Below are 21,738 nucleotides of genomic sequence, written 5' to 3' on the forward strand. Positions count from 1 at the left end.
GGCCGCCGGGCCGGCGGCGGTGGCGGTCACGGCGGCGACCACGCCGGCGATCGCAACGGCGCGAGTGGTGTGCCTCATGGGGAGGCTCCCTTCAAGGGTGACTTTCGGACGCACTGTTGGTGTCCGGCACCGCCGGGAGCCTTACGTCGCGTAAGCGATCGGTAAGAACCTCACTCCGCGATCAGGGCGAGCAGACCCTCGAAGTCCGTGGAGCACGGCCCGCACGCCCGCAGGTGGGCGGCGACCCCCGGATAGCGGCGCGCGGCCTCCGCCGGATCGGCGACATGCAGCTCCGCGTACGCGTGCAGGACCTCCATGGCCCCGCCGCAACCGACGTCACGAGGATCAGTGCGCAGAAACGCGTCGAGGTCGATGTGAGCGCTCACGCGTCCTCCCGGAGATGCCCCTTGGCCACGAGCGCGGCCCGCAGTTTGCGCCGCGCGTCGAAGAGGGCCTTGTAGATGGCATTGCGATTGGTCCGCAGCTCCACGCACAAGGCGTCCAGCGGGACGCCGTTGAGCACGATCGCGGTGAAGATGTGCCGCTGGTGGCCGGTCAGCTCGTGTTCCACCGCGTGCCGCAGGGCCTCCAGCAGCTCACGCCACTCGGCCTCGCGCTCGGGCGAGAAGCCGAACCGGGCGGGCAACCGTTCCCAGTCGGACTCCTGCAGCGCCACGGCCGGCTGCCGTTTCCAGAAATGCCGGCCGACCTTGGCGGACACCTCGAACACCACGAACTTGTAGGCCCAGGTGGTGAAGCGGCTGTCACCCCGGAAATCCGCCAGCTTCCCGAGTACGGCCAGCATCGCATCGGCGGCGGCCTGGTGGACGAGGTCGTCGAGTTCGACCCCGCCGATGGCCACCTGCGCCGACCTGCGGTTGACCTCGGCCCGGGCGGCCCGCAGCAGCAGCTCGTGCAGCCGGGCGTGGGCGTCGTCCCGGGCGGGACCGCCGGCCCGCAGGTCGGCGAGCCACCGCTCGGACGTGTCGTCGAGATCCACGAGGCCAAGGCTACGACGAGCTCGTCGCCCGGCCCCGGGCAGCGGGAAGCGGGGCACCGCGGCCGGCCCGGAATTGTTAGCGTGCAGCCCATGGCCGATGAGGTGCGTGCCGATCCCGACGCGATCGTCCGGTTGGCGAAGGCCACCCTGGCGGGCGCCGACGCGATGACCGACGGCTGGTCGGCGGCCCAGGGCGGGGTCACGCCGCCGGGTGCCGCGTTCGGCAACGCGCTCGCCGGGCCCGCCTTCGCCGCGTCGGCCGCCGGGGCCGAGGCGGCCATGGACGCCACGTGGCGCCGCATCACCGGTGTCTACGAGGGTGACGTCGACCGGCTCTACCGGGTGGCGTTCGCCAACCAGCAGGCCGACTCCGAGGCCGCCGAACGGCAGCGCCGGGCGAGCGGTGGACGGCAGCCGATCTGATGACGTCTCCGCAGATCCCGCCGCCCGACCCGGTGACCGTCGACAACGTCTGGGAGCTCGAGGCCGACCCCGGAGCCCTGGACCGCGCCGCCGAGCAATGGCGTGCGTTCGCCCGGGCCGCCTCTGCCGGACGAGACTCGGTCGACGACGCGGCCGCACCGCTGCGGGGCGAGGCCTGGTCCGGCGACGCCGCGGACACGTACCACGACCACCGGGAGAAGCTCGGCCGCGCCGTGGACGAGGTGGTGGAGGCGGCCGGCAGCTTCGCGGTGGCGCTCGGCAACGTCTCGGGCCTGCTCCGGACAGCCCAGAGCGCCCTGGCCGATGCGCTGGCCCGGGCCACGGCGGCCGTGTCGGCCACAGTGACCAGCGTCAGTGTCACGTTCCGGCCGCGCACCGTCGAGGAGTTCGCGCCGATCAACACGGCCATCGCCGAGGCCCAGCGGATCCGCGCCGACCTCGACAGCGACCTCGTCGTGCAGAACGGCAAGCTCGACACCGCCCGCCAGGAGGTGCAGAGCCTGGCCGGCGCGTGGGAGACCATCGCCGCCGGCCGGGACGACGGCTGGACCCTGCCACCCGAGGCGCGCGCCACCAGCTGGATCTATGACGGCGAGTCCGTGGTCCTCAACACCGGGCCCGGCAACGACTCCGTCCAGGTGCGGGTCGATCCGCGTACGGGTGAGCAGATCGTCACCGTGAACGGCGTCAGCACCACCTTCCCGCCGAACTACCAGCTCACCATCCGGGCCGGGGAGGGCAACGACACTGTGGACGTCGCCCCCGGGACCCGGGTCCGGTTGACCCTGCTCGGCGGCGAGGGCGACGACGTGCTCAAGGGCGGCGACGGCAACGACCGCATCCTGGGCCTCGACGGCCGCGACCACATCGAGGGCCGCGGCGGCGACGACCGCCTCACCACCGGCGCGAGCCGCGAGCGGCTGCCCCACGAGACCGGTCCCGAGTGGAACGGCGTCGAGATCGTCGAGCACGTGCACGGCGGCGACGGCAACGACCGCATCTACGGTGGCCTCGGCCGTGACAACATGACCGGCGGCGCCGGCGACGACCTGCTGGAGGGCGGCGGCAGCGACGACACCCTCGACGGCCAGGACGGCGCGGACACCGTCCGCGGCAATGCCGGCACCGACAACCTGTACGGGCGAGGCGGAACGGACACCCTCGACGGCGGCGACGGGCGCGACTACCTCGACGGCGGCGACGGCGACGATCGCCTGCGCGGCGGCCTGGGCGACGACACCGCGTACGGCCTGGGCGGCAACGACTCGGTCGACGGCGGTGCGGGCCAGGACTACCTGGAGGGCGGGGCCGGCAACGACGAGCTGACCGGCGGCGCGGGCAACGACATGATCTCCGGTGGCCGCGGCGACGACGTCCTGCGCGGTGGCACCGGCGACGACAAGTTCTACTCCGGCTGGGGCCGCGACACGGTCGTCGCGGGAGCGGGCAACGACCAGGTGTTCGGCCAGAACGACGACACCGTCAGCGGGGCCGAGCGGGTGGTCAACGTGGAGGTCTCCGACGACGTCGACTTCATCAAGGTGACCGGCTCGCCGGACTTCGTGGCCCGGGTCGAGGCCGACCTGGACCTGCTGCGGGCTTCACCGACCGGTCAGCAGATGCTGGCCAACCTGCAGAAGGCCAGCGACGACAGCGCCAACTGGTTCTACGACGGCAACGGCCTGACGATCTCCGAGCTCACCGAGGAGAACGGCAAGGCGCCGTGGCCGGACGACAACCTGCTGTTCGGCGAGAAGTGGGCCATCGAATACAACCCGTCGTTCGACACCGTGCACGACAGCCCGCCGGTGACCGTCCTCTACCACGAGATGGCCCACGTCTACGACTACGCCAACGACACTCTGGACGAGGACACGTACCAGGGCCCGGCCAACCAGGGCGTCCCCAACTACGAACGGGTGGCGGCGGGCCTGCCCATCGACCACGACGACGACCCGTCCACCCCGGAACAGATCGACCCCGACCACCCGCTGCAGTTCACGGAGAACGGCCTCCGCGAGGAACTGGGCGCGCCCCGGCGGCCGTCGTACTGACATGCGCCTTCGCTCTCGCGTCGCCTCTGCCGTGCTCGCCGCTGCCGTCCTGCTGGGCGCAGCCGCCTGCACCGAAGAAGCTCCCACGCTGCCCGACCGCCCCGGCCCCACGGTGGCGGCCACCCTCACCACGACCTTGGCCCGCACCCCGACGGCGCTGACCTGGACGTACACGCTGCGCAACGACGAGCCGGCCGAGATCGCCGTCTTCAACGGCAGCTCCGCCGACACGGACGGCGGCGTGTCGAACTCGCCCGGCGCCTGGGTCGTGCCCCGCGACGAGGACACGATCGAGGTGTCGCAGCGGCTCTTCGCGCAGCCGCCGAAGGTGGGGCTGGCCCGGCCGTACACCCAGTTCGGGACGGTGCTTCCGGCCGGGGCTGAGCTGACCGGGTCGGTCACGGTGCGGCTGCCGCTCAAGGTCGCTCATCCGTACGGGTTCGCCTTCAAGCCCGCGTTGCAGCTCCCGGAGGATGCGAAGAAGGTCGTCTTCTGCGTCGGTGTGGCGCGGGCGAAGGATTTTCCGCCGACGCCGTTCGAGACGTCCGCCAGCCCGCAGCCCTCCCTCTACGCCTCCCCCGACGGCTCGGCGCCGGCGGGGGCCCGCAAGGCCCGGTACGTGCACGCGGGCGGGGACCGTCAGCACCTGGCCTGCGCACCACCCGAAGACCTGCCCTGACCGCTGTCACCCTGCTCATCGGCACGTACCTCCCGATGTATCGCCCTGAGTGACAATGATCGATGTGGTGGAGCCCAGGATGACCTTCCGGGTCCCCGGCGGATGTGTCTTCGTGCCGCTGGCGATCGCCGGCGCGGTGGTCGTCGGCGCCCTCGGGGGTCCGTGGTGGCTTCCGCTGTGCTGCCTGGCCTTCGTCGTCCTGCCCGGTGGGCTGGCCATCGCAGCGACGGGCGTGCTGGTCTACCTCACCTGGTGGACCTGGTGGATGGCGCTTCCCCCGGTCCTTCTCATCGCCAGGTTCGAGTTCGAGCTGTGGGCCCGGCGGTTCATGCACCGGCCGTCCGTCGCGAGCGCCCTGCTGCTTCAGCAGCACGCCGCATACGGCGAGCTGGCGGTACTGGAGGAAGGCATCCGGCTGAGTCGGCGCGCGGTAGCCGATGCGCGGCCCGGCTCTCCCGAGGTCGGTTTTCTCCAGGTACGACTGGCCAATGCCCTCGCCGCGTTGTTCTTGAGGACCCGGGAAGACGCTCTGATCGACGAGGCCACCGAGCTGACGCGTGGCGTTGTCGCCGGATGTCCACCCGGCGATCCGAAGCGGGCGGACCTTCTCGGGGCCTGGGGCACGATGTTGTGGGCGGCAGCCGAACACGGCGGCCGGCCGGATCTTGCCGACGAGGCGGTCACGATTTTGCGCGAGGCGGCTGCGCTGGGCGGGGAGCTGCACGAGCTCTGTGCCGCGCTGGTGACGTCGTTCACCGTGCACCAGCGGCCCGAGGATCTGGCCGCGGCGATCCGAGTGGGCCGGGAAGCCGTCGCCCGCTCGCCCGGGTCCCACCCCGAGCGCGGGATGGCTCAGTTTCATCTGGGCCGGGCCTTGGCGGCGCGATACGACCATGACGGCGACCGCGTCGCGCTGGCTGAGTCCTGTGCCGCCTATGCCGAGGCCGCCAGCATGCAGTCCAGGTCGGGGCACCTCGAAGTTGTGTGCGCGCAGAGAGCCGCCGAGATGTACATCCGCGCCGGTGACAGCGGCGCCGCCTTGGCGATGGCGGAGTCGGCGGTACGGAAACTCCCGGGGATCACGCCGTGGCACCTGGGCTTCGATGACCGCGTCAACCGTTCCGTCAAGGTGGTGGATCTGGCCTCGACGGTGGCGGAGGCCGCGATCCTCGCGGGCACGCCCGGCCGGGCCCTGGAACTGATGGAGCAGGTGCGGAGCGTCGCCATGGGCAAGGAGCTCGCCCGGCGCGACGATCGCGCCGGGACGATCGGGAAGCTCGGCGAACAAGCGACCCGGGGGCCGATCGTCTGCGTCGTCGCCCATCGCGACCATGGCAGCGCGCTGATTCTCACCGGCGATCCCGGCGAGCCGGTCGTCGTGGACCTGCCGCTGTTCACCCGGGAGGCGGTCGACCAGCGGGTCACGGCCCTGCAGCAGGCCCGGCAGGTCGCCACGGAGCCGGGCGCGGTCGCCGGGCGGCAGCAGGCTCAGCGCGACGTCCTGGCGATCCTCGCGTGGCTGTGGGACGCCGCGGCGGCACCGGTCCTCGACGCCCTCGGCCACACCGGTCTGCCGGGCGGCGGCCGGCCGTGGCCGAGGATCTGGTGGTGCCCGGTCGGCCTCTGTGCGCTGCTGCCGCTGCACGCCGCGGGCCGCCATGCCGACGGCGGGCACGACACCGTGCTGGACCGGGTGATCTCCTCCTACACAGCCACCATCCGTGCGCTCGCTCACTCCGACCGCGCCCGGTCCCGGCCCCGTCAAGCGCCGTCCGTCCTGGTCGTGTCCGTCCCCGACGCCCCCGGCGCCCCGCCGCTGCCCGGTGCCGCGGCCGAAACCCGCCTGCTGGAGAGGCTGCTGCCGGCCGCGACGATCCTGCGCTCACCCGGCCACGCCACCGTCATCGAGGCTCTGCCGCACCACGAGATCACGCACTTCGCCTGCCACGGAGTCGCCGACCTGCTCACTTCCACCGAGAACCGCCTGCTGCTGCACGATCACCTCGAACGGCCGCTGACAGTGACCGCCATCAGCGGCCTGCGTCTCGACCACGGCGAGCTCGCCTACCTGTCCGCGTGCAGCGTCACCCACACCACGGCGTTCCATGCCGATGAGACGACGCATCTGACGGCCGCCTTCCAGCTCGCCGGATATCGGGCCGTGGTCGGCACCCTGTGGCCGGTCAACGACCACGCCGCCGCGCTGATCACCGAGGACTTCTACCGCGGCCTCCTCGGGCCGGGCACCTCCGACCCGGATCCCAGCACCGCTGCGACGGCGTTGCATCACGCCGTTCGGGCCCACCGCGCTCGTCATCCGGCCCTGCCGACGCAATGGGCCGCACACGTCCACCACGGCCTGTGACCCGCCCTGACCGGTTCTCAGCTGCGGTGCCGGTGGGCGCTCAGTCCGTCGAGGATCAGGGTCAGCATGGGTTGTGTCCGGTCCGGTGCGGCCCGCCAGAGGGCGCCGGTCAGCTGGAGGAAGTCGCCCGGCTCGGCGTCGGCGCGGATCGAGCCGTCGTTCTTGCCCGCGTCGAGCAGCCGGGTGATGGCCTCGATGACCGGGCCGTAGGTCTGTTCGGAGATCGTCTTGTGGGCCATCGGGCTGAGCGCGTCGCCGAGGCCGTGCTTCTTGCGCATGGCGTCGACCAGGTCGGTGGTCCAGCGCCGCAGTGCCTCCGGCGGCGCCAGCGTGGCCAGCAGGTCCGCCACCGAGCCGGTGAGCCGGTCGACCTCGTCCTGATAGATGGCCAGGACCAGCGCCTCGCGTGACGGGTAGTTGCGGTAGAGGGTGCCCGGGCCCACCCCGGCCAGCTGGGCGATCTGGTTCATCGAGGTGTCACCGTCCTCGGCGAAAGCCTGGCGTGCGGCCGCCAGGATGCGGGCTCTGTTCGCGCGAGCGTCGGACCGGACCATGCCACCCTCTTGGCTAAATGGAGAGGTCTCCAGTACGTTAGTGGAGACCTCTCCACAACGATAGAGGAGCAGCATGCGCTACCTCAAGCTCGGCACCACCGGCCTGGACGTCGCGCCGATCGCCATCGGCGCGATGACCTACGGCGACCCCGGCCGCGGCCACCCGGTCTGGTCGCTGGACGAGGAGACCAGCCGGCCGCTGATCAAGCACGCCCTGGACGCCGGCATCAACTTCTTCGACACCGCCAACCTCTACTCGTACGGCTCCAGCGAGGAGATCCTGGGCCGCGCGCTCCACGACTTCGCCGACCGGGACCAGGTGGTGATCGCCACCAAGTTGCGCCACCCGATGCGGCCGGGGCCCAACGGCAGCGGTCTCTCGCGCAAGGCGATCATGACCGAGGTCGAGCACAGCCTGCGGCGGCTCGGCACCGACTACATCGACCTCTACCAGATTCACCGCAACGACCGGGCGACCCCGTGGGAGGAGACCCTCGAGGCCCTCCACGACCTGGTCAAGGCGGGCAAGGTCCGCTATCTGGGGGCGTCGTCGATGCACGCCTGGGAGTTCGCCAAGGCGCTGAACCTGCAGAAGCAGCACGGCTGGGCCCGGTTCGTCACGATGCAGGACCACTACAACCTGCTGGCCCGCGAGGAGGAGCGCGAGATGATCCCGCTCTGCCTCGACGAGGGCGTCGGCACGATCATCTGGAGCCCGCTGGCCCGCGGCCGGCTGGCACGGGCCTGGGACGACGCGAAGGCCACGGCCCGCGCGGAAACCGACGGCTCGTACGCCGACCTGCTCTACACGCCGGCGCAGGAAGCCGCGAACAAGGCCGTCATCGACGCGGTCGGGGCGATCGCCGCGGAGCGCCGGGTCAGCCGGGCCCAGGTGGCGCTGGCCTGGCTGCACCACCAGCCCGTGGTCACCGCACCGCTGGTCGGCGCCAACACGACCGCCCAGATCGACGAAGCGGTCGCGTCGCTGGATCTCCAGCTGACCGATGCGGAGCTCGCTTCGCTGGAAGGGCCCTACACGCCCCGGCACGACTTCCAGGCCATCTCGGACGAGGCCGAACTGCGCAAGCTCAGGGCCCGCATCCCCGGCTACGTCAACGCCTAGGGGACCGCGGATGTTCGTGGTGCTGTTCGGGGCCACCGGCATGGTGGGGCACGGCGTCCTCACCGCCCTGCTGGAGGATCCCTCGATCGACGGCGTGACGGCGATATCGCGCCGAAGCTCCGGACGCCGTCATCTCAAGCTGCGTGAGGTCATGCACCAGGACTTCACCCGCTACGACGAACTCGACGATGTGTTCGCCGCAGCCGAGGCCACGCTCTTCTGCCTCGGCACTCCCTCGGTAGGGCTGAGCGAGCCGCAGTACAAGCGGATCACGCAGGACTTCGCCGTGGCCGCGGCCACGGCGGCACGGCGCAGCAACCCGGACGGGCTCTTCGTGTACATCTCCGCGAATCGTGCCGACAGCGCCAGCCGCACGATGTGGATCCGGGTGAAGGGCCGGGCCGAAGAAGCGCTGACGGCACTGCACTCCCGCGTCTTCATCCTCCGCCCGGGCTTCATCCGGCCCCGCCGAGGCGCACGCCCGGCCACCCGGGCGCAACGGGTCGTCTACACGATCCTCACGCCGTTCTACCCGCTCATCAAAAGGCTCTATCCGGCCCAGTTCACGACGACGGACGCGATCGGCCGGGCGGTCCTCGCGGTGCTGCGGGCGCCCGGATCCGTGCCGCCCAGGCTGGACAACCCCCTGATCAACGAGATCGCCACGCGAGAGGGGTCGAGAAATGGCTGAGGTTCTGGTGACCGGCGGGTCCGGTTACCTCGGCAGCTGGTGCACCCTGGCTCTGCTCACCGCCGGGTTCTCGGTCCGCACGACGGTGCGTGACCTGGCGCGCGAGCCGCAGGTGCGCGCGCAGTTGCTGATCGGCGGCGTGGATGCCGGGGAGAGCCTCCGGGTCGTTCGTGCCGATCTGCAGGACGACGCGGGCTGGCGTGAGGCGGTGGCCGGCTGCGAGGCGGTGCTGCACGTCGCGTCACCCACCCTGACCCGGGTCCCGCGCACCGACGACGAGATGGTGCGTCCGGCCATCGACGGCACGCTGCGGGTGTTGCGTGCGGCACGGAAGGCGGGCGTCCGGCGCGTGGTCATGACCTCCGCGATCGGCGCGATCGCCTACGGTCACGCACCGCGCGACACCCCGTTCACCGAACAGGACTGGACGAACGTGGACGCCGACATCGCCCCGTACCAGCGGTCGAAGACCCTCGCCGAACGAGCGGCCTGGGACTTCGTGGCCGGGGAGGGTCGCGGGCTCGAGTTGTCCACGGTCAACCCGACCGGGGTGCTCGGCCCGGTGCTGAGCGCGGACTATTCGCCGTCGCTGATCGCGATCGCCCGCATGCTCGACGGATCGATGCCGGCCCTGCTGCCGTTCGCCACCGGCTACGTCGACGTGCGTGATGTGGCTGCGCTGCACCTGCTCGCGATGACCGAGCCGGCCGCCGCGGGGGAACGGTTCATCGCGACCGCCGGGCCCAGTCTGTGGCTGCGTGACGTCGCGGCGGTGCTTCGCGACCGGCTCGGGGAGCGGGCAGCCAAGGTGCCCACCCGGGAGATGCCGCTGTGGGCGGCCCGGGCGCTGTCCCGGGTCAACCCTCAGGTCCGCTCGCTGCGTGCGGCGCTGGGCCGCGATCTGGACGCCACCGCAGAGAGGGCTGAGCGTCTGCTCGGCTGGAAGCCCCGCCCGATCGAGGACACGATCGCCGAGACGGGCGAGAGCCTGCTCGCGCTGGCGAAGTAGGCAGTCGTCCGCTGCCTGGTCCGCATCTTCCGGGCAGCAACCGCTGACGCCGAGGTCATCCGGGCTGGATGAGGTGGGTAGGCAGGACGCGCCCCACAGTGACTTACACGCGCACCCCTGCGCGTCGATCGAGTAGCCGGTCCTGAGCGCGTCGGAGAAGAGGCAGAGGCTTCATGGGAAAGCTCATGAGCAGGATAGAAAAGGCCGCGAAGTCGCCGAAGGCGAAGGAACTCGAGAAGGAGATGATGCGCAAGGCCAAGGACCCGAAGACGCAGGCGAAGCTGTCCAAGGGTTTCCGGAAGCTGAGGTCCAAGCACTGAGACGGATGCTGGATACGCCGTTTCCGGGTCGGGTGTCACGCCGGTCGGAGTCGACGGCGGCACGCGCCGGTGCAGCACCCTCAGGGATGCCGCACCGGCCGCACGCGGACGCGCCGTCGGCGCACCCGGTCACTTCTTCTTGTTCTTCTTGCCCTTCTTGTCCTTCTTCGACTTCTTCGCCATGGCGCAGCCTCCCCTCAACCTGTCATCGGCCGCCGGTCAGCACCCACGCGGGGAACGCATGGCCGGGGAGGTGCTGCGGTGGCCGTGCATCGAACGATGCGGGAAATCTCGTCCTCGTCCCTCATCCCTGATGGATGGACGCTATTCGCGCACGGTGGAAACGCGGCCGGCGAGCCCGATCCGGTGGGCGAGCGGCGCGGCCTCGGACGCCTGGAGCGACCGGTAGATCTCCAGGGCCGACCGCCAGTCCGCCATGGCCTGCTCGTCCCGGCCCTGCCCGGCCCGGATGTCGCCGATCGTCTCCAATGTCCGCGCGCGCCAGATGGGTATGTCGAGTTCGGTCCAGATCCGCAGGGCGCGGGTCAGCCCGTCGAGACCGGCGGCCGGATCGCCGGTGCTGCGGTGCAGGGTGCCGATGGCCCGCCAGGCCAGCGCGAGGCCGAACCGTTCGCCGATCTCCTCGCAGAGCGCACGCGAGGCGTCGAGCAAGGTGCCGGCGACGTCGGTGTCGCCCTGTTCGGCCCGCAACTCGCCGAGGTAACACAGGGCGTACGCCTCGGTGGGCCGGTGCCCGACACTGCGGCTCAGTTCGAGGCTGCGCAGCAGGATGGCATCCGCCTTCGCGGTTCGGCCGGCCAGCCTGAACACCACGCCGAGGCTGCAGGCCACCAGCGCCTCGGTGAGCCGGTCGCCGAGATCCTCGAGCAGGGTGAGCGCGTGCTCGTAGCTGGCCGCGGCCGCGTCCAGGCGGCCCTGCTCGCGGTGGATCGCACCCAGGCCGTGCTGCGCGCCGGCGATGCCGATCCGGTCATCGTGCTCGACGAACGTGGCCAGCGCGGTGTCGAGGCTCCGGCGGGCCTCGTCGATCTGGCCGACCATGCGTTGCGCCACGCCGGCGCTGCGCAGGACGTGGGCCTCGGCCAGCCGGTCGCCGACCCGGGCGAGGATGTCCCGGGCCTGGGCGAAACACTCGAGCGCCTTGTCGTACTCGTCCTTGTTGGCATGCAGCTCCCCGAGCCGGTGCAGGATGAGTGCCTGCCCCGCTGCGGCGCCGTCGCGGCGGGCGGCGGTCAGGGCCGTACGGTGCGTGTTGTGCCAGTCGTCGTTGTGACTGCGGTTCTCGAAGAAGCCGGTCAGCCGGCTGGCCAGATCCCAGCTGAGGCCGTCCGCGCCCTCGTGGTGCGCCTGTTGCACGGCGGCCACCAGGGCGGTGCGTTCGGCTTCGAACCAGGTGAGCGGGTCGGTGACCTGTCCGGAATCGGGAACGTGGCTGTCGTCGAGATCCCGCGTAGCCGCCGGCTCGCTGAACGCCGGTCGTGGCAGCCGGTGACCGAGCATGCGATCGGCCTTGCGGGCCCGGACGTACCAACCGGTGAGGGCGCGCAGCAGTGTCGTGCGTAGCTCCTCGTCACCGCCCGGCGCGCCGGCCTGCTCTCGTGCGTAGATCCGGACCAGGTCGTGCAGACGGTAGCGGCGCTGACCCAGCGGGTCCGGGGCGGTGACGTCGACCAGGTTGGTGTCGACAAGTTCGTCGACGGCGTCCTCGGCGGACTCGGGCGCGACGTCGAGCATCTCGGCGCAGGCCCAGCCCGGCACTTCGGGTGCCTGCAGCGCGCCGAGGCAACGGAACAGCAGGGCCGCCGGCCGGCTCAGCCTGCGGAAGGACAGCTCCAGGCTGGCCCGTACCTCCAGATCCTCGAGCCGCAGCTCGTTGAGCCGCCGTCGGTCGTCGGCGAGGCGGTCGGCGAGCCACCGCAGTGACCGGTGCGGGAGTCGCGCCAGCCGCCCGCCCGCGATCCGGATGGCGAGCGGGAGCGCCCCGCACAACCGGATGATCTCGTCAGCTGCGCCGGGCTCGGCGGCGACCCGCTGCGCCCCCACGAGGAGCCGGAGCAGGTCGAGACCGACCGCATGGTCGAGCACGTCGAGCCGGACGCACCGGGCGCTGAGCCCGGTGAGCTGGCGACGCCCGGTCGCCAGGACGGCGCAGGACGGGCTTCCGGGCAGCAACCGCCGTACCTGTCCCTCCCCGGCGGCGTTGTCGAGGACGATCAGCATCCGTCGCTGCGCCAGCTCGCCGCGGTAGAGCTCGGCGCGCTCGTCGAGGCGTTGCGGTACGGAGGATCCGTCCATGCCCAGCGCCCGGAGAAACCGGGCCAGCACCTCGGCCGGGTCGACCGGCTCGGCCTCGTTACCGTGCAGGTCGACATAGAGCTGACCGTCGGGGAACGTCGCGCTCAGCAGGTGACCGGCGCGGGTGGCCAAGGCCGTCTTGCCGACCCCGGCACGCCCGGTGATCGCCACGATCCGGACCGCTGTCGGCGACCTGTCGACGTCCGAACAGTTCGAGAGGATCAGAGCGAGCTGCTCGTCGCGCCCGGTGAAGTCGGCGACGTCAGGCGGCAGCTGACCCGGGCGGGGGCGCACCTGCGCACCGCCCGCGCCGGTGACGTCGCGGTCTCCGGCGAGCAGGTCCAGATACGCCTGCTGGACCTCGTCGCTGGGGCTGACGCCCAGCTCGTCGGCCAGCCGGGTACGCAGGTGCTCGTACCGGGCCAGCGCCTCCGCCGGACGGTTGCACGCGGCCAGCACGGTGATCAACCGGGCGTGAGCCGGCTCGTCGAGCGGTTCCCGGCGGACGTGGTCCTCCAGCCAGTCGACCGCCAGCCGGCCGCGGCCGGCGGCCGACGCGGCCTCGGCCAGGGCCAGGCCGGCCGCGCGGACTTCCGCACGGACCCGGCGCAGGAGCGGATCGTACGCCGGGAGGCCCGGAAGGTCTGCCAGCACCGGTCCCCGGCACAGTCCCAGGGCGGTCCGCAGCAACTCGCACCGGCTGTCGTCGTCGGCCCGCTCCGCCCGGGCGACCAGATCGCGGAAACACACCAGATCCACCGCCGCCGGTCGGACGTGCAAGCGGTACCCGCCGGGCGAGCGGTTCAGCCGTACCGGCTCACCGGCCGCGCAGGCGGGCAACCCGTCCAGCCACCGCCGCAGCCGGGATATCCCGACATGGACGGACCCCGGCCGTACCCCGTCCGGTGCGTCCGGCCACACCAGGTGCGCGAGCCGGTCCGCGGACAAGAGATCGTCCCCGGCGGCGAGCAGCACCCCGAGCAGACCTCGCAACACCGCGGACTGCGGCAGGGCGATCGGCTTCCCGTCGTCTTCCACTGATAGCGGTCCGAGAACGCCGAACCGCAGACGCCGCTGATCTGTCACCTGGAACCCCCGTCACAAGGTGAGCAACGCCGCCCTGGCCGTCCCGAAAGGACGGACGTTTGCGGTAAGCGATCGGTAAGGCGGCGCGACCGACCATGTGCATTCAAGGGCAATCACGGACCGGTGTGCAGTCCTCAGTCCGCCACCGGACACCGCGACGTCGAAGGAGGAGGAATGTCGAAGATCGATCGGATCGCCACCCATCACCGGGTGCGCTCCCTGGCAGGGATGGGTGACCGGCTGCTCAGCCGCTTCGTCCCCCGGGCCGAGGCACACGCGGCCTGCTGCGGCACCTGCTGCTGCGTCCAGTACCGCTGCAGCGGCGGCTTCATGCAATGCCTGTACACCTGCTACGCCGAGACGTTCGAGGGTTGTTTCGTCTACCGCCAGCAGTGGATCAACCTCCGCGTCTGCTGAAAGGACAGCACATGTACGTCTGGGTAGCCTGCCGCGTCCTGATCGGCGCGGTGTTCCTGGCGGCCGCCGCCGGGAAGCTGCGGAGCCGGTCCGACTTCGCCGGTTACGTGGAGTCGCTGCGGGCTCTGCGGATGCTGCCCACCACCACGTTGTGGCCGGTCGCCGTCGCACTGGCGGCGACCGAGGTGGCGGTGCCGGTGCTGCTGGCCCGGAACGCCACCGCCCGGCCCGGAGCGGTGCTCGCGGTGGCGCTGCTCAGTGTGTTGACGGCCGGCGTCGCCTGGGCGCTGGTCCGCCGGACCGGGGCCGCCTGCCGTTGCTTCGGCGGTGCGGCGATGCCGTTGCGCCGGCGCCACCTGCTGCGCAACGGTCTGCTCCTCGTGGCCGCCGTCGTCGCCGTTCTGAGTCCGAGCGGCCGGCCGGCAGCGCAGCCCGGTGGCATCGCCGTCGCCGTCGCGGCCGGCTTCGTTCTGGCAGCGCTGGCGGTCCGCTTCGACGACCTCGCTGATCTGTTCTCCGGCACAGCGCGGACACCGGACGCTGTGCACCCGTCATCGACCTGAAAGGGATCACCATGCCGTACGTCGTTTCCGCCGTGGTGTTCGTCGGCGCGCTGTCCTGTCTCAATCTCCTTCTCGTTCTCGGCGTGGTGAAACGGCTGCGCGAACACAGTGCTCTGCTGGCCGGTGGTGCCGGGGCCCATGCCGGCGATCTCGACCTGATGCCGGCCGGCGAGCGGGTCGGCGCGTATCGGGCCACGGCCGTCGACGGTGCGCCGGTCACCCGTGACGACACCGCCGGCGAGCAGCTCGTCGCGTTCGTCAAGCCGGGCTGCGCACCCTGCGAGGAGCACATGCCCACGTTCATCGAGCTCGCCGGGAAGGTGACCGGCGGCCGCGAGCAGGTCCTCGCCGTTGTCGTGGGTACGGACGAGGAGGCGGCGCCGCTGCTGGACCGGCTGTCCCCGGTCGCCCGGGTGGTGATCGAACTGCCGGACGGCCCGTTGTGCCGGGCGTTCCAGGTGCACGGGTACCCCTCCTACTTCCTGCTCGACGGCTCCGGGACGGTGCTCGGGGCCGCGTACCGGCCGGGCCAGCTGCCCGTGACGCAGCCCGCATGACGGTGGGTGGCGTCGCGGACAGGCCGGCGACCCGTACGTCCCTGCGCGGCCTGACCGGCACATTCGGCCTGGCGTGGGGGTCGGCCCGCGGGTCCCTGCTGGGATACGTGTCGGCGACGGTCGTCGGTGCGGTGGTGCCGGTGTCCTCCGCCTGGCTTCTCAAACTGGTCCTGGACAGCCTCACCAGGCTGCCGGTCCCCGAAGCGACCGTGCTTCTGCTGGCCATCGGGCTGGCCGTGACCGCGGGGACGGCCGTCACCCTTCCGCTGATCGTCCGGTACCTGCAGGGCCGGTTGAGCCGGCGGGTGGGCCTGCTCGCGCAGGACCGGCTCTACGCGGCGGTCAACCGGCTGCCCGGACTGGAACCGTTCGAGGATCCGCGGTTCCTCGACCGGGTCAGCCTGGCCCAGCAGGCGGGCAGCAGTCCCACCCAGGTGCTGGAGGGCGCGCTGGGGTTGGCCGGCGCGGTCGCGGTGTCGGTGGGGTTCGTGGTGTCCCTGGCGACCGTCAGCCCGTTCATGATGGCCGCTCTGCTCGGCACCAGCGTGCCCGCGCTCGCCGCCCACCTGTGGCTGTCCCGGCGCCAAGGCCGCGCGTACTGGGAGATCAGTCCGCGTCAGCGGCGGGAGATGTTCTACGCCGGCATGCTGACCGACATACGGGCCGCCCGGGAGATCCGCCTCTTCGGCGCGGGTGACTTCCTGCGCGGCCGGATGCGGACCGAACGGCAGGCGGTCGACGCCATCGAGGAGCACCTGGACCGGCGGACCCTGCTGGTCCAGGGCGCGCTCGCGGCGGTGGCCGCGGTCGTCTCCGGTGCGGGCCTGGTGTGGGCAGTCGGCGCCGCGACGAGCGGCCGTCTGACCGCCGGGGACGTCACCATCTTTCTCGCGTCGGTGGCCGGGGTGCAGTCGGCACTGGCGATGGCGATCGCATCGGCTGCCCGCATGCACCAGTCGCTGCTGCTCTTCGAGCATTACCTCGGTGTGCTGCAGCTCGGCGCTGCCGCGCCGGCGGGCGAGCCGGTGGCCGCGGTGCCGGGACTGCGTACCGGCATCGAGCTGCGCGACGTCTGGTTCCGGTACGGCCCGGACCACCCGTGGGTGCTGCGCGGCGTGAGCCTGGTGATCCCGTACGGCCGGACGGTCGCGCTGGTGGGGCGCAACGGCTCCGGCAAGAGCACGCTGGTCAAGCTGCTGTGCCGGTTCTACGACCCGACCCGGGGGTCGGTGCTGTGGGACGGCGTCGATCTGCGCGACCTGCCCCTCGACCTGGTACGGGCCCGGATCAGCGCGGTCTTCCAGGACTTCATGCAGTACGACCTGACGGTGGCGGAGAACGTCGCGTTGGCGGCGGTGGACTCCGCGGAAGATGGGCAGCGCGTGGCCACCGCCGCCGGCCTGGCCGGTGTGCACGATGCGGTCACCCGGCTACCCCGCGGCTACGGCACGACGCTGAGCCGGGTCTTCGCCGCCGCAGACGACGACGCCGACACCGGTGTGACCCTGTCCGGAGGCCAGTGGCAGGGGGTGGCCCTGGCCCGTTCGCTGCTGCGGGAGACCCCGGACCTGTTGATCCTCGACGAGCCCAGTTCCGGCTTGGACGCCGGTGCGGAGTACGACCTGCACGAGCGGCTGGCCCGCCACCGCGCGGGACGGACCACCGTGCTGGTCTCGCACCGGCTCAGCACGGTACGCGACGCGGACCTGATCGCGGTGCTCGCCGGTGGCCGGGTCGTCGAGACCGGTGACCACGGCTCGCTGATCGACTCCGGCGGAATCTACGCTGACCTGTTCACCACGCAGGCGCGCGGCTACGCCGACGGCGACGAGCCACCCGCCCGGCCGGACCGGACGGCGGTGGCGCGATGAATACCCGCGGCGTGGTGGGCGTGGCCGCACTGGTCTGTGCGGCCGCCGGCGTCATGCTCGTCGTCGCGCGGCGGCGGTTGGTCGTGGTGACCGTACGGGGCCGCAGCATGGCGCCGACGGTGGAGGACGGGGACCGGCTGCTGGTCCGGCGGGTCCGCGGCACCGCGGTGCGGCCTGGTCAGATCGTCGTCGTGGAGCATCCCGACGGCGGTGACGGTTCCTACCGTGCCGCTCCGGCGGCCGACCCGGGGGAGCGTCGGGTGTGGATGGTCAAGCGGTGCACCGCGATGGCCGGCGATCCGGTGCCGGCCGACCTGCCCGCCCGGTGCGCCACCGGGGACGGCCGCGTCCCGCCGCGCACCTTCACAGTCGTGAGTGACAACCCCGGCTACCGCAACGATTCTCGCCGGTTCGGCTTCATCGCATGTGACCGCGTCCTCGGCGTGGTCGCGCGGCCGCGCCTCGGCCTTGTGCAGCCGGTGCGGGTCCCGTACAAACGTGCTCATGGCGCCCACTGAGGACGAGATCTCCGCCCAGCTGCAGCCCGATGTGCCGCATGCGGCACGGATCTGGAACTACTGGATGGGCGGCACGGACAACTTCGCCGCCGACCGGGCCGCCGGGGACGCGGTGGCGCAGGTCTACCCCGAGATCGTGCTCATGGCCCAGCATTCCCGTCAGTTCCTCATCCGGGTGGTCCGGCACCTGGCCGCCGAGGCCGGCATCCGGCAGTTCCTCGACATCGGCACGGGACTGCCGACGATGCAGAACACCCACGAGGTCGCCCAGGCGGTCGCGCCCGATTCGCGGGTCGTGTACGTGGACAACGACCCGATGGTGCTGGCGCACGCCCAGGCCCTGATGGGCGGGACCGGCGGCAAGAGCCGCGCCACGCATGTGGACGCCGACTACCACGACCCGGAGCTGATCCTCGCCGAGGCGGCGAAGGTGCTCGACTTCTCCCAGCCGGTCGGTGTGATGTTCATGGGCGTCATGGGTTACGAGCCCCGCCTCGCGGTGGTGTCGTCCATCGTGAACCGGGTGATGGAGGCGACACCGTCGGGAAGCTTCCTGGTGTTGTGGGACGGCACGAACACCACCCCGGCCGTGGTGGAGGGTGCCGCACGGCTGGCCCAGAGCGGCGGGGTGCCGTACGTCCTGCGCAGCCCGGACGAGATCGGCAGCTTGTTCGACGGCCTGGAGATGGTGGAGCCGGGCCTGGTGCAGATCACGGATTGGCGCCCGGACGGGAAGGCCGAGTGGCTGGACGCGTACGGGGCGGTGGCGCGCAAGCCATGACGGCGGCGTACAAGAATGGCCCTGACCAAGAGGAAACCACCTGGTCAGGGCCATAATCAAACTGTGCGCCGCGTAGGACTTGAACCTACAACCCGCGGATTAAGAGTCCGCTGCTCTGCCAGTTGAGCTAGCGGCGCTCGCTGACAACGCAGAAACATTAACACGGGGTTCCCGGGAGCCTGAAATCGGCACCCCCGCATGATCGTCTTGGCGAGTCCCACCGTCGGGATGACCCCCGGCGTTGCGCGGGTAGGGCAGGATGTGCCCGCGGAACGTGGGATCGAGGATCAAGGATGGTCAGCATGCGGCGCTCGCTCGTGGCGGTTGTGGCGTTGGTGGTGGTCACGCCGCTGGCGCTGGCTGCTTGCAGTGGTGATGAGGACAAGCCCACCCCTGCTGCCTGGGTCGGCACCTCGCCGTCCGCTGCCGCTTCCGGTGGGGTGCCCGAGTCCGGTGTCGCCGAGTCCGGCCAGTCCGGCGGCTCCACCGCCGTCTCGCTCACTGTGACTCCGGCCACGGGTAAGAAGGACGTCCCGGTCAGCGCCGAGATCGGTTTCAAGGTCACCGGCGGAAAGGTGACGACCGTCGCACTCAAGGACGCCTCCGGCAAGACGGTGGCCGGGGCGCTGCGCGACGACGGTTCGGCCTGGGTGCCGAGCAAGCCCCTCAAGACCAACAAGAAGTACGACGCCACGGTCACGGCCGTCGACTCCGCCGGTGGCACCAAGACCGCGGCCACCTCCTTCACCACCATGGGCAAGCCGGCCCGCAAGACCGGCACCGGCCTCTATCTCTTCGACGACCGCACCTACGGCGTGGCCATGCCGGTCGTGGTCGAGTTCAACCCGGGCATCAAGAAGAAGGACCGGGCCGCCGTCCAGAAGCGGATGTTCGTCACAACTTCCCCGGAGCAGCCGGGCACCTGGTCGTGGACCGCGAGCGGCACCCAGGCCTACTACCGTGGGCCGAACTACTGGAAGACCGGCACCGAGCTCAAGGTGCGCATCGCCGTCGGTGGTCTGCCGACCGGCGGCGGCCGGTACGGCGACCAGGACCGCGGCGCGACCGCCAAGATCGGCCGCAGCTTCGTCATGAAGGTCGACAACAAGACCAAGAAGATGACCGTGGTCCAGGACGGCAAGACCATCCGTACGATGCCGGTCAGTCTCGGCAAGAAGAGCACTCCCTCGTCGAGCGGCACGATGGTCATCATGGAGAAGAAGGCGGCCACCGTCTTCGACACCACGGCCGAGCTGGGCCCGAACGAGGGCTACCGCACCGAGATCGAGTACGCCCAGCGCATCACCTGGAGCGGCCAGTACGTCCACTCCGCGCCGTGGTCGGTCGGCTCGCAGGGCCGCCGCAACGTGTCGCACGGCTGTGTCAACGTGTCCCCGTCGAACGCCCGCTGGCTTTTCGACAAGACGCTGATCGGTGATCCGATCACCGTTCGGGGTACTGAGGACAAGCTCGACGCCGGTAACGGCTGGACGGCGTGGGACATGAGCTGGAAGGAATTCATCAAGGGCAGCGCCCTGCCGGTGCCGGCCGAACTGGCAGCCCAGGAAGGCGCCTGAAACTTGAAGCGTAAAGTGGGTCCGGTCGCTTGAACCCGCGGCGCGGCGCCACCCTCCGGGCGCCGCGGCACGAAACCGGGATTGGTGGCCCGGCATTCATGGGGGAAGATGGGCGCCGGGACGACAGCGCGGTGAGAGGGATCATGGGACTTCGTGGAGAACGGTCGACGGGTGCGCGAGCGCTCCGGATGACCAGCCGGGCCGGGCGACGGCCGTGGCAGGTCGCCGTGGCGGCTCTGGCGACCGCGACCGTGCTGGTCACCGCCGGTTGCAGCGGTGACAAGGCCGAGACCCCCTCCTGGCAGGGTGGCGGACCGGGCGACGGCACCTCGGCCTCGGGCGCCCCCTCGCCGCAGCCCACGCTCAGCACGGTGGCGGTGACCTCGCCCGCGGCGGACGCCAAGGACGTCGAGGCGATCGCCGAGATCAAATACGACACCGAGGACGCCCAGAACACCTCCGTCGAGGTCAAGGACGCCGACGGTGCCGAGGTCAAGGGCACCCTCGACAAGGACAAGAAGGTCTTCACGCCGGCCAAGGCGCTCGGTTGGGGCAAGACCTACACGGTGACCGTCAACGGCACCCCCTCGGGCGACAAGGGCGGCTCCACCACCAGCACGTTCACGGTGATGAACAAGCCGTCGAAGCTGGTCCGGGTGACGAGCTTCCTCGGCGACGGCAACGTGGTCGGCGTCGGCATGCCGATGATCGTCCGCTTCGGCCGCGCCGTCCCGGAGAAATACCGCGACGACGTCCAGCGCCGCATGATCGTGACGGCGACGCCGGCCCAGGAGGGCATCTGGCACTGGACCAGCCCCACCGAGGTGCATTACCGCCCGAAGACGTACTGGAAGGCCTACACCAAGATCTTCTACAAGGTGCAGCTCGCCGGGGTGCCGATGGGTGACGGCTGGTACGGCCGCTCCGACCTGACCGTGGACCTCAAGGTCGGCCGCTCGTTCGTGATGACGGTCTCCAACAAGACCAAGAAGATGACCGTCAAGCAGGACGGCAAGGTCGTCAAGACCATCCCGGTCAGCCTGGGCAAGAAGACCACCCCGTCCTCCAGCGGCACGATGGTCGTGATCGAGAAGAAGGAACACACCGTCTTCGACACGACCGACGAGCTGCCCGAGGGCGAGGGCTACCGGACGAAGATCGACTACGCGCAGCGGATCACCTGGAGCGGCCAGTTCATCCACGCCGCGCCGTGGTCCGAGGGCGTGCAGGGCAAGCGCAACGTCTCGCACGGCTGCGTCAACGTCTCGATGGCCATGGGCAAGTGGCTGTTCTCCCGCACGATGCTCGGCGACCCGATCACGGTCAGCGGCACCGAGGAGAAGCTGAAGAACGGCAATGGCTGGACGGACTGGAACATGAGCTGGGAAGACTACAAAAAGGGCAGCGCCATCTGAGCGCGCCTGACAAACCGCGTGACGCGGGCCGGTCGGTTTCCGACCGGCCCGCGTGCCGTTTCCCAGGGGTACGCCCCCAGCGTCCTACCCTGAGCCGATGCCACGATCACTGCCCGCTTTCGCCCGGTCCGTCCTGATCTCCGGCAGCCTGGTCGGGGTGAGCATGATCGCCGCCTGTTCGAGCCCGTCGTCGGAGCCCGCGTCCGCGCCGCCGGCCAAGGCGAGCAGCGCACCGGTCACTGGCGCTTCAGCACTCCCGGTCGACGAGCCGCCCGGCGCGATCGCCTGCGGCAAAGCCGTCCGCGCGGTCCGCGACGCCTCGCTGATGAACCCCGGCGTGGCCGCCGACATCACCGCCGCCTCGGGTACGGCGGACGCCCCGGTCGCCGACGCGGCGC

At 71.1% G+C, this 21,738-nt stretch carries 20 protein-coding genes, 1 tRNA gene and 1 pseudogene; 17 read left to right on the plus strand and 5 right to left on the minus strand.

Features of this window, described 5'->3' with window-relative positions; genetic code table 11:
* Nucleotides 1–170: 170 nt before the first annotated feature.
* Entirely contained in the window at nucleotides 171–386 is a 216-nt protein-coding gene (locus AB0C29_RS04295; RefSeq protein WP_360814929.1) for a hypothetical protein, read from the minus strand.
* Nucleotides 383–1,000 carry a sigma-70 family RNA polymerase sigma factor gene (locus AB0C29_RS04300; protein ID WP_360814932.1) on the minus strand — a complete coding sequence of 206 codons (618 nt, stop codon included), beginning with the start codon at nucleotides 998–1,000 and terminating at the stop codon, nucleotides 383–385. The genes AB0C29_RS04295 and AB0C29_RS04300 overlap by 4 nt, the downstream gene beginning before the upstream one ends.
* Before the next feature lie 90 nt (nucleotides 1,001–1,090).
* Between AB0C29_RS04300 and AB0C29_RS04305 the strand changes: the two genes are divergently transcribed.
* The 4 genes from AB0C29_RS04305 to AB0C29_RS04320 all read left to right on the plus strand — a co-directional run bounded on the left by AB0C29_RS04305 (nucleotide 1,091) and on the right by AB0C29_RS04320 (nucleotide 6,542).
* Nucleotides 1,091–1,423 (plus strand): hypothetical protein, encoded by a 333-nt coding sequence (locus AB0C29_RS04305; protein WP_360814935.1) that lies wholly within the window; start codon nucleotides 1,091–1,093, stop codon nucleotides 1,421–1,423.
* A complete protein-coding gene (locus AB0C29_RS04310) occupies nucleotides 1,423–3,498 on the plus strand; it encodes a M91 family zinc metallopeptidase (RefSeq protein ID WP_360814937.1) in 2,076 nt (691 codons plus the stop codon). Before AB0C29_RS04305 ends, AB0C29_RS04310 begins: the two co-directional genes overlap by 1 nt.
* 1 nt (nucleotide 3,499) lies before the next feature.
* Entirely contained in the window at nucleotides 3,500–4,177 is a 678-nt protein-coding gene (locus AB0C29_RS04315; protein ID WP_360814940.1) for a hypothetical protein, read from the plus strand.
* Between the two features lie 79 nt (nucleotides 4,178–4,256).
* Entirely contained in the window at nucleotides 4,257–6,542 is a 2,286-nt protein-coding gene (locus AB0C29_RS04320; protein WP_360814943.1) for a CHAT domain-containing protein, read from the plus strand.
* Between the two features lie 17 nt (nucleotides 6,543–6,559).
* Here AB0C29_RS04320 and AB0C29_RS04325 read toward each other — a convergent pair whose 3' ends face one another.
* Complete coding sequence (locus AB0C29_RS04325) at nucleotides 6,560–7,096, minus strand: TetR/AcrR family transcriptional regulator (protein ID WP_360814946.1); 537 nt, start codon at nucleotides 7,094–7,096, stop codon at nucleotides 6,560–6,562.
* Between the two features lie 73 nt (nucleotides 7,097–7,169).
* Between AB0C29_RS04325 and AB0C29_RS04330 the strand changes: the two genes are divergently transcribed.
* From AB0C29_RS04330 to AB0C29_RS04345, 4 genes are all read left to right on the plus strand, one after another.
* Complete coding sequence (locus AB0C29_RS04330; protein WP_360814947.1) at nucleotides 7,170–8,219, plus strand: aldo/keto reductase; 1,050 nt, start codon at nucleotides 7,170–7,172, stop codon at nucleotides 8,217–8,219.
* Between the two features lie 10 nt (nucleotides 8,220–8,229).
* Complete coding sequence (locus AB0C29_RS04335; RefSeq protein ID WP_360814950.1) at nucleotides 8,230–8,910, plus strand: NAD(P)H-binding protein; 681 nt, start codon at nucleotides 8,230–8,232, stop codon at nucleotides 8,908–8,910.
* Nucleotides 8,903–9,919, plus strand: coding sequence for an aldehyde reductase (locus AB0C29_RS04340; protein WP_360814953.1), 1,017 nt, complete (start codon nucleotides 8,903–8,905; stop codon nucleotides 9,917–9,919). The genes AB0C29_RS04335 and AB0C29_RS04340 overlap by 8 nt, the downstream gene beginning before the upstream one ends.
* 185 nt (nucleotides 9,920–10,104) lie before the next feature.
* On the plus strand, nucleotides 10,105–10,239 hold the full coding sequence (locus AB0C29_RS04345) for a hypothetical protein (protein WP_360814956.1): 135 nt from the start codon (nucleotides 10,105–10,107) through the stop codon (nucleotides 10,237–10,239).
* A gap of 324 nt (nucleotides 10,240–10,563) precedes the next feature.
* On the opposite strand, the gene AB0C29_RS04350 is transcribed toward AB0C29_RS04345, so the two are convergent.
* Nucleotides 10,564–13,593: a tetratricopeptide repeat protein gene (locus AB0C29_RS04350; RefSeq protein ID WP_360814959.1), complete on the minus strand. Its 3,030-nt coding sequence runs from the start codon at nucleotides 13,591–13,593 to the stop codon at nucleotides 10,564–10,566.
* Nucleotides 13,594–13,815: 222 nt separating this feature from the next.
* Here AB0C29_RS04350 and AB0C29_RS04355 point away from each other — a divergent pair, with 222 nt between their 5' ends.
* From AB0C29_RS04355 to AB0C29_RS04380, 6 genes are read left to right on the plus strand one after another with little or no spacing between them, the layout of a single operon-like run.
* A complete protein-coding gene (locus AB0C29_RS04355; protein WP_360555079.1) occupies nucleotides 13,816–14,058 on the plus strand; it encodes a hypothetical protein in 243 nt (80 codons plus the stop codon).
* A gap of 11 nt (nucleotides 14,059–14,069) precedes the next feature.
* A complete protein-coding gene (locus AB0C29_RS04360; protein ID WP_360814962.1) occupies nucleotides 14,070–14,621 on the plus strand; it encodes a MauE/DoxX family redox-associated membrane protein in 552 nt (183 codons plus the stop codon).
* 11 nt (nucleotides 14,622–14,632) lie between these two features.
* The gene (locus AB0C29_RS04365; RefSeq protein WP_360814965.1) at nucleotides 14,633–15,178 is read left to right on the plus strand and encodes a TlpA disulfide reductase family protein; all 546 of its coding nucleotides are present in this window, start codon (nucleotides 14,633–14,635) and stop codon (nucleotides 15,176–15,178) included.
* Complete coding sequence (locus AB0C29_RS04370; protein ID WP_360814968.1) at nucleotides 15,175–17,049, plus strand: ABC transporter ATP-binding protein; 1,875 nt, start codon at nucleotides 15,175–15,177, stop codon at nucleotides 17,047–17,049. Before AB0C29_RS04365 ends, AB0C29_RS04370 begins: the two co-directional genes overlap by 4 nt.
* On the plus strand, nucleotides 17,046–17,567 hold the full coding sequence (locus AB0C29_RS04375; RefSeq protein ID WP_360814971.1) for a S26 family signal peptidase: 522 nt from the start codon (nucleotides 17,046–17,048) through the stop codon (nucleotides 17,565–17,567). The genes AB0C29_RS04370 and AB0C29_RS04375 overlap by 4 nt, the downstream gene beginning before the upstream one ends.
* Complete coding sequence (locus tag AB0C29_RS04380; protein WP_360814974.1) at nucleotides 17,554–18,348, plus strand: SAM-dependent methyltransferase; 795 nt, start codon at nucleotides 17,554–17,556, stop codon at nucleotides 18,346–18,348. The genes AB0C29_RS04375 and AB0C29_RS04380 overlap by 14 nt, the downstream gene beginning before the upstream one ends.
* Before the next feature lie 64 nt (nucleotides 18,349–18,412).
* On the opposite strand, the gene AB0C29_RS04385 is transcribed toward AB0C29_RS04380, so the two are convergent.
* Nucleotides 18,413–18,485, minus strand: a tRNA-Lys gene (locus AB0C29_RS04385).
* A gap of 156 nt (nucleotides 18,486–18,641) precedes the next feature.
* On the opposite strand from AB0C29_RS04385, the gene AB0C29_RS04390 reads away from it, so the two are divergent.
* From AB0C29_RS04390 to AB0C29_RS04400, 3 genes and pseudogenes are all read left to right on the plus strand, one after another.
* The gene (locus AB0C29_RS04390) at nucleotides 18,642–19,925 is read left to right on the plus strand and encodes an Ig-like domain-containing protein (RefSeq protein ID WP_360814976.1); all 1,284 of its coding nucleotides are present in this window, start codon (nucleotides 18,642–18,644) and stop codon (nucleotides 19,923–19,925) included.
* A 188-nt stretch (nucleotides 19,926–20,113) separates the two neighbouring features.
* Nucleotides 20,114–21,340, plus strand: a complete 1,227-nt coding sequence (locus tag AB0C29_RS04395) for an Ig-like domain-containing protein (RefSeq protein ID WP_360814979.1) — start codon at nucleotides 20,114–20,116, stop codon at nucleotides 21,338–21,340.
* Nucleotides 21,341–21,437: 97 nt separating this feature from the next.
* Nucleotides 21,438–21,738, plus strand: a pseudogene (locus tag AB0C29_RS04400) (hypothetical protein); the annotation flags it as partial.

Origin of the sequence: Actinoplanes sp. NPDC048791 (assembly GCF_040650095.1) — a bacterium.
In the GTDB taxonomy this organism is placed as follows: domain Bacteria; phylum Actinomycetota; class Actinomycetes; order Mycobacteriales; family Micromonosporaceae; genus Actinoplanes.

Coding starts and splice junctions, on each gene's coding strand:
- AB0C29_RS04305 (WP_360814935.1), top strand. CDS start 1,091: ATGGCCGATGAGGTGCGTGCCGATCCCGACGCGATCGTCCGGTTGGCG.
- AB0C29_RS04310 (WP_360814937.1), top strand. CDS start 1,423: ATGACGTCTCCGCAGATCCCGCCGCCCGACCCGGTGACCGTCGACAAC.
- AB0C29_RS04315 (WP_360814940.1), top strand. CDS start 3,500: ATGCGCCTTCGCTCTCGCGTCGCCTCTGCCGTGCTCGCCGCTGCCGTC.
- AB0C29_RS04320 (WP_360814943.1), top strand. CDS start 4,257: ATGACCTTCCGGGTCCCCGGCGGATGTGTCTTCGTGCCGCTGGCGATC.
- AB0C29_RS04325 (WP_360814946.1), bottom strand. CDS start 7,096: ATGGTCCGGTCCGACGCTCGCGCGAACAGAGCCCGCATCCTGGCGGCC.
- AB0C29_RS04330 (WP_360814947.1), top strand. CDS start 7,170: ATGCGCTACCTCAAGCTCGGCACCACCGGCCTGGACGTCGCGCCGATC.
- AB0C29_RS04335 (WP_360814950.1), top strand. CDS start 8,230: ATGTTCGTGGTGCTGTTCGGGGCCACCGGCATGGTGGGGCACGGCGTC.
- AB0C29_RS04340 (WP_360814953.1), top strand. CDS start 8,903: ATGGCTGAGGTTCTGGTGACCGGCGGGTCCGGTTACCTCGGCAGCTGG.
- AB0C29_RS04345 (WP_360814956.1), top strand. CDS start 10,105: ATGAGCAGGATAGAAAAGGCCGCGAAGTCGCCGAAGGCGAAGGAACTC.
- AB0C29_RS04355 (WP_360555079.1), top strand. CDS start 13,816: ATGTCGAAGATCGATCGGATCGCCACCCATCACCGGGTGCGCTCCCTG.
- AB0C29_RS04360 (WP_360814962.1), top strand. CDS start 14,070: ATGTACGTCTGGGTAGCCTGCCGCGTCCTGATCGGCGCGGTGTTCCTG.
- AB0C29_RS04365 (WP_360814965.1), top strand. CDS start 14,633: ATGCCGTACGTCGTTTCCGCCGTGGTGTTCGTCGGCGCGCTGTCCTGT.
- AB0C29_RS04370 (WP_360814968.1), top strand. CDS start 15,175: ATGACGGTGGGTGGCGTCGCGGACAGGCCGGCGACCCGTACGTCCCTG.
- AB0C29_RS04375 (WP_360814971.1), top strand. CDS start 17,046: ATGAATACCCGCGGCGTGGTGGGCGTGGCCGCACTGGTCTGTGCGGCC.
- AB0C29_RS04380 (WP_360814974.1), top strand. CDS start 17,554: ATGGCGCCCACTGAGGACGAGATCTCCGCCCAGCTGCAGCCCGATGTG.
- AB0C29_RS04390 (WP_360814976.1), top strand. CDS start 18,642: ATGGTCAGCATGCGGCGCTCGCTCGTGGCGGTTGTGGCGTTGGTGGTG.
- AB0C29_RS04395 (WP_360814979.1), top strand. CDS start 20,114: ATGACCAGCCGGGCCGGGCGACGGCCGTGGCAGGTCGCCGTGGCGGCT.